The sequence below is a fragment of the Nocardioides furvisabuli genome (genome assembly GCF_021083185.1).
GTDB lineage: Bacteria > Actinomycetota > Actinomycetes > Propionibacteriales > Nocardioidaceae > Nocardioides > Nocardioides furvisabuli.
In genome coordinates this window covers 113,846-124,566 of record NZ_JAIGQB010000011.1, presented here as the reverse complement: position 1 = coordinate 124,566, position 10,721 = coordinate 113,846, and the positions used below count along the sequence as shown (strand labels likewise).

Below are 10,721 nucleotides of genomic sequence, written 5' to 3'. Positions count from 1 at the left end.
TCAACGGGCTCATTGGTGGTCGGCACCGCCCCAGCCAGCCAGAAGTGTCACCACCAAACACCCCCTTCGTGTCACCAATGTCCTGATACAGAACTGTCACCGATGTCTTGAAACACGACATCCGACAGTGGGTTGGGGGGCGAGTTCAAACGGCTGATGCAACGAGCCTCTTGTTGAGGGCCTGGCCAGGAGTCTGCCACTCGAGGGTCTTACGGGGCCGGGTGTTGAGCTGCAGGGCCACAGCGTCGCAGTCGGTGTCGGTGAGGTGACGCAGGTCGGCGCCCTTGGGCCAGTACTGACGCAGCAGCCCGTTGGTGTTCTCGTTCGTGCCGCGCTGCCACGGCGACTGCGGATCGCAGAAGTAGATCGCGACACCGGTCTCGGTCCTGAACCGGGCGTGCTGGGCCATTTCGGTGCCGCGGTCCCAGGTGATCGACTTACGCAGCTCCAGCGGCAGCGTCGCGATCATCTCGCTCAGCTTCATCCGCGCGATCTCAGCGGTGTGCCGCCCCGGCAGCGGCGCGAGGAGCACGAACCGTGAGGACCGCTCCACCAACGTGATCACAGCGCCCTTGCCGACCCCGCCCATCAGCAGGTCACCTTCCCAGTGCCCGGGCACCGCCCGGTCCTCGACCTCAGCTGGCCGCGCGGAGATCCGGATGTCGTCGGTGATCCCGAGCGTGGCGCGCTTGGCGCCACCGGCTGAGCCTTGCGGCGCTGCCGCTGGGTCCGCAGATGCGCGGTCAGCTCGCGCTTGAGCTCACCCTTGGTCTGGACGAACAGCGACTGGTAGATCGTCTCGTGCGACACCCGCATCCTCAGATCGCGTGGGAACAACACCGGAAGCATTGCCGCGATCTGTTCCGGCGACCAGTCCGCTCGCAACAGCTCCCACACCTTCTCCCGCAACGGCGCGTGATCCAGCCGGCGGGCCCTCGGGCGGCCGGCCTTGCGCACCGCCTCACGCTGCGACCACTTCGCGCTGTACTTGCGCTGATAGCCACGTCCACCGGCGCGCGCTGTGCGCCTGCGTGGCGAGGCAGTCCCGAACGAACCCGCTCGTCGCAGCTCCCTCGAGATCGTCGACGGATGCTTGTCCACCAACGCAGCGATCGTGGCCTGCGGCAAACCCGCCATGAACGCCCGCTCAATCACCAACCGCTGATCCGCGGTCAACCTCACTCCCGGCACGCCCCGCAACCTTCCACTCACTCTCGAGTTGCAGCAACCGCTTGAGTTCACAGTCCGACAGCGGGGTGGCGTCTCGATACGCCCGCCGAGCGTGGAGGGACCGCTCGCCCACTGGACCACAGAGGCACGTGGTTTCGAGGCTCGCTGCGCTCACACCTCAACCGACGAAGAGGGGCGAGCGTGCGGCACCTCGACCTACGAGCAACGAGCAACGAGCAACGAAGGAGCGGATCAGGTCCAGGCCCGCGCGAGCCGACGTACGACCTCGGTCAGACGCTCGCGCGAGGTGGCGATGTTGAGGCGTACGTGCCCGGAGGTGCCGGGGGCGTAGGACTCCCCCGCGCTGACCATCACGCGACCGCGCTGGAGGGCGACGGCCGCGGCGTCGGCGTGACCGTAGGCGGAGGCGTCCAGCCAGGCGAGGTAGGTCGCCTCCAGCGGACGCATGCGCACCTCGGGCAGGTGAGTGCCCAGCAGCTCGGCGAGGAGCGTGCGCTGCTCGTCGAGCCGCTCGATCAGCGAGGCGAGCCACGGGTCACCGTGGTCGTAGGCCGCGCGGGCCGCGACCATGCCGAGCGGGGAGTAGGAGTCGTTGCGCGACATCGGCTGGTCGACGAGGCGCAGCTGGCCGGCGCGGTCGGGCACGACGACCTGGGCGCAGCGCAGGCCTGCGGTGTTGAAGGCCTTCGATGCGGCCACGACGGCGACGGCGTGGTCGTGCGTGCCCTCGATCGCGAGGTAGGAGACGTGCTCCGCGCCCGGCAGCACCAGGGGCGCGTGGATCTCGTCGCTGACGACCCGGGCACCGTGGCGCAGCACCACGTCGCGGATGCCCTCGAGCTCGGCGCGGGTGAAGACGCGGCCCCACGGGTTGTGCGGCTGGGTGAGCAGCAGCGTCTGCGCCCCGCCGGCGAAGAGCCGGTCGAGTCGGTCGAGGTCGATCTCGGCACGCTCGGCCGACGGCGGCACCTCGAGCAGGTGCTCGGCGCGGCCGGTGACGCGGGCGAGGCCGTGCTGGGCGTTGTAGCCGGGGGTCGGGAAGACCACGCCACCGGGACCGCTGAAGACATCGATCGCGAGGCGCACGCCGGCTGTCACGTCCACGACCGGGTGCACCGCCCGCGGCTCCGGGGCCCAGCCGAAGTGCCGCCCCGACCAGGCGACGTAGGACTCGGCGAGCGCCGCGTCCCAGCCGAAGGTCGGGTAGCCGGTGATCCCGTCGGCGAGCACCTGCTGCACCGCGCCGAGCACGACCGGGTCGACGGCGTAGTCCATCTCCGCCACCCACGCGGGCAGGACGCCGTCTGGCACGCCCCACTTCAACGGGAGCTTGAGCCGCGCCTCGGCCTCGGTGAGGTCGACGACAGGCCGGCGGGGTTGCGAGGCTCGCACCTCATCTACCGTCGGCTCAGACCTGTTCGCGCGACGCCACTGCGCGGGCCACCCGCTCGATCGCCTCGTCGAGGGGTACGCCGTTGTCCTGGCGGCCGTCGCGGTAGCGGAAGGAGACCGCGCCCGCCTCGATGTCGTCGTTGCCGGCGATGATCATGAACGGCACCTTCTGCAGCTGCGCGTTGCGGATCTTCTTCTGCATCCGGTCGTCGGAGTCGTCGACCTCGACCCGGAGCCCCTGCGCCTTCATCCGGCGGGCGACGTCGTGGAGGTAGTCCGATGCGAAGTCGGCGACGGGGATCGCCTGCACCTGCACCGGCGCGAGCCAGGGCGGGAAGGCGCCGGCGTAGTGCTCGACGAGCACACCGAAGAAGCGCTCGAGGGAGCCGAACTTCGCCGAGTGGATCATCACCGGCTGCTTCCGGCTGCCGTCGGCCGCCTGGTAGGCGAGCTCGAAGCCCTGCGGCTGGTTGAAGTCGTACTGGATGGTCGACATCTGCCACGTGCGGCCGATGGCGTCGCGGGCCTGCACGGACATCTTCGGGCCGTAGAACGCGGCACCACCCGGGTCGGGTACGAGCTCGAGTCCCGACTCGACCGCGACGTCCTCGAGGACCTTGGTGGCCGTCGCCCAGTCCTCGTCCGAACCGACGAACTTGTCCGGCTTGGCGTCGTCACGGGTCGACAGCTCGAGGTAGAAGTCGTCGATGCCGAAGTCGCGCAGCAGGCCGAGCACGAAGTCGAGCAGGTGCTTGACCTCGCCCGGCGCCTGCTCGGGGGTGACGTAGGAGTGGCTGTCGTCCTGGGTCAGTCCGCGCACGCGGGTCAGGCCGTGCACGACGCCGGACTTCTCGTAGCGGTAGACGGAGCCGAACTCGAACAACCGCAGCGGCAGCTCACGGTAGGACCGTCCGCGCGAGCGGAAGATCAGGTTGTGCATCGGGCAGTTCATCGCCTTGAGGTAGTAGTCCGATCCCTCGAACTCCATCGGCGGGAACATCGTGTCCTTGTAGTAGGGCAGGTGTCCCGAGGTGTGGAACAGCCCCTCCTTGCTGATGTGGGGGGTTCCGACGTAGTCGAAGCCCTCCTCGATGTGCCGCTGGCGGACGTAGTCCTCCATCACCCGCTTGATCACGCCGCCCTTGGGGTGGAAGACCGCGAGGCCGGAGCCGATCTCGTCGGGGAAGGAGAACAGGTCGAGGTCGCGACCGAGCTTGCGGTGGTCGCGGCGCTCGGCCTCCTCGATGCGGTGCAGGTGCTCCTCGAGCGCCTCCTTGGACTCCCAGGCGGTGCCGTAGATGCGCTGGAGCTGCTTGTTCTTCTCGTCGCCGCGCCAGTAGGCGGCGGCGCTCCGCATGAGCTTGAAGGCCGGGATCCGCTTGGTGGTGGGCAGGTGGGGACCGCGGCACAGGTCCGACCACTTCGCCTCGCCACTGCGACCGATGTTGTCGTAGATGGTGAGCTCGCCGGCCCCGACCTCGACGCTCGCGCCCTCGGTGCCCTCGGCACCGGCGCCGCCCTTGAGGCCGATCAGCTCGATCTTGTAGGGCTCGTCCTTGAGCTCGTCGAGCGCGTCGGCGTCCGTGGTGACGCGGCGCTCGAAGCGCTGGTTCTCCTTGATGATCTTGCGCATCGCGGACTCGATCTTCACCAGGTCCTCGGGCACGAACGGGGTCTCGACGTCGAAGTCGTAGTAGAAGCCGTTCTCGATCGGCGGACCGATGCCGAGCCTCGCCTCGGGCCACAGCTGCTGCACCGCCTGTGCCATCACGTGCGCGGTCGAGTGGCGCAGGATGTCGCGGCCGTCGGCGCTGTCGACGGCCACGGACTCGACCTCGTCGCCGTCGGCGAGCTCGTAGGCGAGGTCCTTGAGCTGGCCCGCGACGCGCGCGGCGACGACGTCGGCGTCGTCGCGGAACAGCTCCCACGCCTTGGTGCCGGTCGTGACCGTGGTCTCCGCACGCTGATCGGCGTGGATGCGGACGACCTTGATGTCGGGCACGAGAGCTCCTGTGAGGGGTGTGGAGGGTGGGTCGGGATGCTCCGGCGATGCTATCGGCCGGTCGCGGCCGCACTCACCCCGGTTTCGCCGACCGCCGTCCTCCCGGAGCCACCCACCCGGTCGGGTGGGGACCGTGGGTGTGGCTCGCGAACGTGGGTACATCGCGTGCATGACGCTCGCGCAACGCCGGCAGGCGCCCTCCTCGGCCCCGCCGCTCACCATCGCCTCGGTCCCGTCGGGGCACGTCTACGTACGCCATCTCTCCCCCCTCGACGGTCGGGGAGCCGTACGCCTGCCCGACCCGGCACCGGCGAACCCCGACCGCCCCACCGGCGCGACATGGTGGCCGCCGGTGATGCTCGACCCCGAGTGGGCGCGTGAGGCCGACTTCGACGTCTACCACCTCCACTTCGGCTTCGACGCGTGCGCGCCCGAGCAGCTGGACCGGCTGACGCGCGTGCTGCGCGGGCGGGGCAAGCCGTTCGTCTTCACCGTCCACGACCTGCGCAACCCGCACCACAGCGACCGGCGCCTGCACGACGAGCAGCTCGACGTGCTGGTCGCGGCCGCGGACGCCGTCATGACGCTGACCCCCGGGGCGGCGCGCGAGATCGAGTCCCGCTGGGGGCGTACGCCGGTCGTGGTCCCGCACCCCCACGTCGTCGACCTGCCGACCATCACCCGCGCCCTGGAGGTGCGGCCGCTGTGGCGCCACCGGCCCTTCCGCGTGGGCCTGCACCTCAAGAGCCTGCGGGCCAACATGGACCCGATGCGGCTGCTGCCCACGCTCGTGGACACCGTCGCCGGGCTCGACGACGCGGTGCTCCAGGTCAACTGCCACCGCGACGTCCTCGACCACGACGGCGCCCGGCGCGACGCCGCCCTGTCGGACTGGCTGCGGGGCGAGGCCGCGGCGAAGCGACTCGAGCTGCACGTCCACGACTTCTTCTCCGACGACGACCTGTGGGCCTACCTCGCCTCGCTCGACCTCTCGGTGCTGCCCTACACCTTCGGCACCCACTCCGGCTGGCTGGAGGCGTGCCGCGACCTCCAGACCACCGTGCTGGCGCCGACGTGCGGCTACTACGCCGAGCAGGGCCCGGTCCTGACCTACACCAACGACGGCGACGACTTCTACGCCGACTCGCTGCGCGACGCCGTGGTGCGCGCGCACGCCGAGCGCCCGCGGTGGGGCGCCACCCTCGACGAGCGCGCCGCCCAGCGGCGCGAGGTCGCGCGAGTCCACGAGGAGCTCTACCGGGAGCTGGGCAGGTGACGGCCCTCACCGTGCGCGAGGGGCAGCGGGACCAGCCGGGTGAGCGGCTTCGCATCTGCCTGGTCGCCAACAGCCGCTTCCCGATCGCCGAGCCCTTCACCGGTGGTCTCGAGTCGATGACGTGGCACCTGGCCCGCGAGCTGACCCGTCGCAATCACGAGGTGGCGGTCTTCGCGGCACCGGGCTCCGACCCGGACCTCGGTGTGATCGAGCTCGACGTCGCGTCGCTCCCGGAGCACCCGGGCCGCCACGACGTGGGCGCACCGCCGTACGTCGAGGTCGCCGAGCACCACGCCTACCTCGCCCTCATGCTCGAGCTGGCCGGGTCCGCCGGCGCGCGCTTCGACGTCGTGCACAACAACAGCCTCCACTACCTCCCGGTCGCGATGGCCCGCACGCTGTCGGCACCGATGCTGACCACGCTCCACACGCCTCCGGTGTGGTGGCTGGAGTCCGCGGTCCGGCTCGACCGCGGCACCAGCTCCTTCGCCGCCGTGTCGCAGCACACCGCGGACGCCTGGGCGTCCATCACGTCCAGCGCGCGCGTGCTGAACGGCGTCGACGTCGACCGCTGGCCGGCCGGTCCCGGCGGCCAGGCGGCCGTGTGGTCAGGGCGGCTGGTGGCCGAGAAGGCGCCCCACGACGCGCTGCTAGCCGCCCGACGGGCGGGGGTCCCGATCGTGCTCGCCGGCCCGCTGCTCGACGAGGACTACTTCCGCACCCAGGTCGAGCCGCTGCTGGGCCCCGACGCGACGTACGCCGGACACCTGGCGCAGGCCGAGCTCGCCGAGCTGGTCGGTGGCTCGGCGGTCGCGGTGGTGACCCCCGCGTGGGACGAGCCCTACGGCCTCGTCGCGGCGGAGGCGCTGGCGTGCGGCACCCCGGTGGCGGCGTACGCCCGGGGTGGCCTGCCGGAGGTGGTGTCCCCCGACACCGGCCGCCTCGCGGTCGCCGGCGACGTGGACATGCTGGCGCTCGCGATGCACGACGCGCTCACCCTCGACCGCTCCCGTTGCCGCGCGCACGCCGTCGCCGAGCTCTCGCTGCATCGGATGGTCGACCGCTACGAGGACGAGTACGTCCGCGTCCTGGGCCGCAGGCTCGCGGCGTGATCGGCTACTACGTCCACCACCACGGCACCGGCCACCTCCATCGGGCACTGACCGTCGCGCCCCACCTCCCGGGACCCGTGACCGGCCTGTCGTCGCTCGCCCGCCCCGAGGCGTGGACCGGGCCGTGGGTGCAGCTCCCCCGCGACGACGAGGCGGCGGCGTACGACGACGCGGACGTCACGTCGAGCGGGCTGCTGCACTGGGTGCCGCGGCAGGACGCCGGCCTGCGGCACCGCATGTCGACGATCTCCGCGTGGATCGAGCAGCACGAGCCTGCCGCGGTGGTCGTCGACCAGTCGGTCGAGGTCTGCTTGCTGGTGCGCCTGCACGGCGTGCCGGTCGTGGCGCTCACCGCTCCCGGGCGGCGCACCGACCCGCCCCACCTGCTCGGCTTCGGTGCCGCCGACGCGCTCGTCGGTCCGTGGCCCACAGGCTGGACCGACCGGCTGCTGCCGGGCCTGCCGGGCATCCACGCCGACCGCTTCGCCGCCGTCGGTGCCGTCTCCCGGTTTCCCGTGGCGCCGCGGCACGTCCCGGCCCACCGGGCCCGGCCGCACGTCGTGCTGCTGGGCGGCACCGGCGGCGACGGCTTCACCCGGGAGTCGATCGCACGGGCGCGCGAGCAGACGCCCGGCTGGGACTGGAGCGTGCTCAGCCGCACCCTCGGCAGCTGGCACGCCGATCCGTCGGCCGTGGTCGCCGACGCCGACGTCGTGGTGCTGCACCCGGGCCAGAACGCACTCGCGGAAGTCGCCTCGCTGCGCGTCCCCGCCATCGTGGTGCCCGCCGCGCGCCCCTTCGACGAGCAGCACGTGACGGCGGCCGCCCTGGCAGACGGCTGGCCGGCGGTCGTGCTCGACACCGTCCCCGACCTGGGGTGGCGCGACCTGCTCCACGAGGCGCTCCTCCTCGACGGCGAGGGCTGGTCCCGGTGGTGCGACGGCGATGCTCCGCGGCGCATCGCCGCCGTCGTCGAGCAGGTCGTCTCACCCGGGTCGACGGCATGAGCGCCACTGCGGTGGTCACCGTGGTGCACCACCGCGGCGAGCACCTCGCCCGGCAGCGGGAGTCCCTCGCAGCGTCGAGCACCGACGCCTTCGAGCACGTCGTCGTCGCGATGGACGACCCGGCGCTCGTGGCCTCCGGCGTGGCCGGAGCCGCCCTGCCCCGCGCCCCCCTCGGCCTCCCGCTCGCTGCGGCCCGCAACCGCGGCGCGGAGGTGGCCCTGGCCGGAGGAGCGCGCACCCTGGTCTTCCTCGACGTCGACTGCCTGGCCGACGCCGACCTCGTCGACGCCTACGCCGACGTCGTGGCCGACGAGCCGGGCACCGTCTGGTCGGGGCCGGTCACCTACCTCGACCCGCCGCCGCCCGGGGGCTACGACCTGGCCGCCCTGCGCGAGCTGGACTCACCCCATCCAGCCAGGCCGGCGCCGGATCCGGGCGAGCGCGTGCACGGCGCCGACCCCGACCTCTTCTGGTCGCTGTCCTTCGCCTGCTCCGACACCGCGTGGCGTCGCAGCGGCGGCTTCTGCGAGGCCTATGTCGGCTACGGCGGCGAGGACACCGACTTCGCGCGCGTCGCGCTGGCCGCGGGCCTCGACCTCGGCTGGGTGGGCGCGGCCCGGGCCTTCCACCAGTGGCACCCGGTCTCCCGGCCTCCGGTGGAGCACGTGGCCGACGTCGTGCGCAACGCCCGGATCTTCCACGAGCGCTGGGGCACGTGGCCGATGCTCGGCTGGCTGGAGGCCTTCGAGGAGCGCGGGCTCGTCGTCCGCGACCACGAGGGCCGCTGGTCGCTCAGCCGCTGACCCGGCGCCCTCGCGCGCCCAGGCGACGGCGTACGACCTGGGCGAGGTTGGCACCCACCCCGAGCAGCGCGTTGCCGTAGCCACCCCGCAGCCGGTCGAGCTCCTGGCGCGGCGCCAGCACGTTGCCGGGGCCGTGCACGACGGGTCGCACCAGGTCCTGCGCGACGACCTTGAACACGGGCCCGACGAGGCGGTCGTACGCCCACGGCAGGACGTTGAAGCCGACCCTGATCACGTCGTTGGACAGACCCACCTGACCGCCGCGCCACGGGTGGTCGGCGACCGTGAGCACGCGTGCCGCGACCCGCTCGGGCGGGTCGACCGGGAAGGGCGGACGGCCCACGGAGTCGCCGTACGCCGCCGCCTGGCGGTAGATCGGCGTGTCGACGCCGCCGGGGGCGACGTAGCCGATCCGCACGCCGGGACGGTCGCGATTGTCGACGCGCAGCTGGCGCACCAGGCCGCGCACGCCCCACTTGCTCAGGACGTACGCTGCCATGTCCGGCACCGCGATGTGCCCGATCAGCGAGCCGACGAGCACCAGGCTGCCCTCGCGCTGGTCGCGCAGGACCGGCAGCACGTGGCGGGCGAGGTTGACCGGGCCGTTGAGGTTGGTGGCGAGCACCTGGTCGAAGACCTCGACCGGGACGTCCGGGATGCGGCCGTAGGCGACGACCCCGGCGCAGCTCACCACCACGTCGAGCCGTCCGTGCCGGGCCAGCGCCGCGGCGACCGCGGACGAGACCTGCGCGTCGTCGCTCACGTCGGCGGCAGCGACGAGGGTCGAGGCGGCGCCCAGGCCGGCGCAGTCGTCCGCCACCCGGGCGAGCGCCTCGGATGCGCGTCCGACGAGCACGACGTGGTCGCCGCGCGCCGCGGCCGCGCGGACGGTGGCCTCGCCGATCCCGCTGGACGCGCCGGTCACGAGGATCACGCGAGCGGTGGTGCGAGGGATGTCGGTCGGCGCGGGGTCCATGCGCCCCCGTACCCCACGAGCGCCGTCTTCACCCCTGCCCGCTGCGGGCACCCCATCGGTCTCACCTCGTCGCGTCGAGGTAGGAGACCATCCGCTCGAAGAGCTGGGACGCGCGGCGCAGGTCCTCCGAGGCGGGCAGCACCGTGTCGTCGGACCACGGCACGCCGGCCGAGCGCCACCCGGGTCGGTAGTCGTCGGCGAGGGCAGCACACTCCCGGCTGGCGTCGCGCACGACCCGGGGGTCGAGCGACCACACCGCCTCGAACGTGCGCTCGCCGGCCCCTGCGCCGGAGCGTCCGGGCAGCTCGACAGCGGCCAGGCACGCTGGCAGGTCGGCAGCGTCGCACACCACCAGCCACTCCCGGTTCAGCGCCGCGTCCGGCGGCAGGGCGACCTCGACCGGCACGCCGTCCGCCAGCGGCGCCGGGTCGGGGAGGTCGGCGAAGACCACGGCACGCCGCGCCGTGCGCGCGAGCTCGCGCCACCGGTCCATCGCGGCGCGCAGGTGCACCTCGCGCTGGAATCCCCCGAACAGCAACGGCGGCGCGGCACGGGCGCAGCACTCGTCCTCGATCGCACGGCTCATCGCCAACAGCGTGCGTCGCGTCAGCACGTGCGGGGCCAGCGCGGGATGGCGCCGACGCAGCTCGGCGAAGACCGATCCCGACCGGTCCCCGGGCGTCGACGTCCGCTCGATGGCGGCCGCGAGCGACAGGCCGCTGCGGCGTCGCTCGAGCACCCCGCGCACGGCGTCGACGTCGGATGCGTCGTAGCGCCGGTGTCCGCCGTCCTGGCGACGGGGCCGCGGAAACCCGTGACGTGATTCCCAGCTTCGGATCGTCGCGATGGGTACCCCCGTCCTGCGGGAGAGCTCACCGATCGACAGCTCGCCCCCGGACACCTTGGACCCGGAGGCGGGCGAGATGGGATGCTGGTGTGCCATTCCTCCACCTCTCGCCTAG

8 protein-coding genes and 1 pseudogene are annotated in these 10,721 nt (G+C 72.5%); 4 read left to right on the top strand and 5 right to left on the bottom strand.

All coding sequences use genetic code 11. The features are described 5' to 3' along the window. Nucleotides 1–145 precede the first annotated feature (145 nt). The 3 genes and pseudogenes from K4G59_RS20710 to thrS all read right to left on the bottom strand — a co-directional run bounded on the left by K4G59_RS20710 (nucleotide 146) and on the right by thrS (nucleotide 4,585). A pseudogene (locus K4G59_RS20710) lies at nucleotides 146–1,191 on the bottom strand (IS30 family transposase). 231 nt (nucleotides 1,192–1,422) lie between these two features. Continuing rightward, a complete protein-coding gene (locus tag K4G59_RS18050; RefSeq protein ID WP_231252448.1) occupies nucleotides 1,423–2,583 on the bottom strand; it encodes a MalY/PatB family protein in 1,161 nt (386 codons plus the stop codon). Between the two features lie 16 nt (nucleotides 2,584–2,599). Beyond that, entirely contained in the window at nucleotides 2,600–4,585 is a 1,986-nt protein-coding gene (gene thrS / locus K4G59_RS18045; RefSeq protein ID WP_231252447.1) for a threonine--tRNA ligase, read from the bottom strand. A gap of 169 nt (nucleotides 4,586–4,754) precedes the next feature. On the opposite strand from thrS, the gene K4G59_RS18040 reads away from it, so the two are divergent. From K4G59_RS18040 to K4G59_RS18025, 4 genes are read left to right on the top strand one after another with little or no spacing between them, the layout of a single operon-like run. Then, nucleotides 4,755–5,861, top strand: a complete 1,107-nt coding sequence (locus K4G59_RS18040) for a glycosyltransferase (protein WP_231252446.1) — start codon at nucleotides 4,755–4,757, stop codon at nucleotides 5,859–5,861. Beyond that, on the top strand, nucleotides 5,858–6,973 hold the full coding sequence (locus K4G59_RS18035) for a glycosyltransferase (protein WP_231252445.1): 1,116 nt from the start codon (nucleotides 5,858–5,860) through the stop codon (nucleotides 6,971–6,973). Before K4G59_RS18040 ends, K4G59_RS18035 begins: the two co-directional genes overlap by 4 nt. After that, nucleotides 6,970–7,980 carry a glycosyltransferase gene (locus tag K4G59_RS18030; protein ID WP_231252444.1) on the top strand — a complete coding sequence of 337 codons (1,011 nt, stop codon included), beginning with the start codon at nucleotides 6,970–6,972 and terminating at the stop codon, nucleotides 7,978–7,980. Before K4G59_RS18035 ends, K4G59_RS18030 begins: the two co-directional genes overlap by 4 nt. Next, on the top strand, nucleotides 7,977–8,783 hold the full coding sequence (locus K4G59_RS18025) for a glycosyltransferase family 2 protein (protein WP_231252443.1): 807 nt from the start codon (nucleotides 7,977–7,979) through the stop codon (nucleotides 8,781–8,783). The genes K4G59_RS18030 and K4G59_RS18025 overlap by 4 nt, the downstream gene beginning before the upstream one ends. On the opposite strand, the gene K4G59_RS18020 is transcribed toward K4G59_RS18025, so the two are convergent. Both K4G59_RS18020 and K4G59_RS18015 read right to left on the bottom strand, forming a co-directional pair. Next, nucleotides 8,773–9,759 carry an SDR family NAD(P)-dependent oxidoreductase gene (locus K4G59_RS18020; protein WP_231252442.1) on the bottom strand — a complete coding sequence of 329 codons (987 nt, stop codon included), beginning with the start codon at nucleotides 9,757–9,759 and terminating at the stop codon, nucleotides 8,773–8,775. The two genes, K4G59_RS18025 and K4G59_RS18020, sit on opposite strands and share 11 nt — an antisense overlap. 61 nt (nucleotides 9,760–9,820) lie before the next feature. After that, nucleotides 9,821–10,702, bottom strand: a complete 882-nt coding sequence (locus K4G59_RS18015; RefSeq protein WP_269210379.1) for a DICT sensory domain-containing protein — start codon at nucleotides 10,700–10,702, stop codon at nucleotides 9,821–9,823. Nucleotides 10,703–10,721 lie beyond the last annotated feature (19 nt).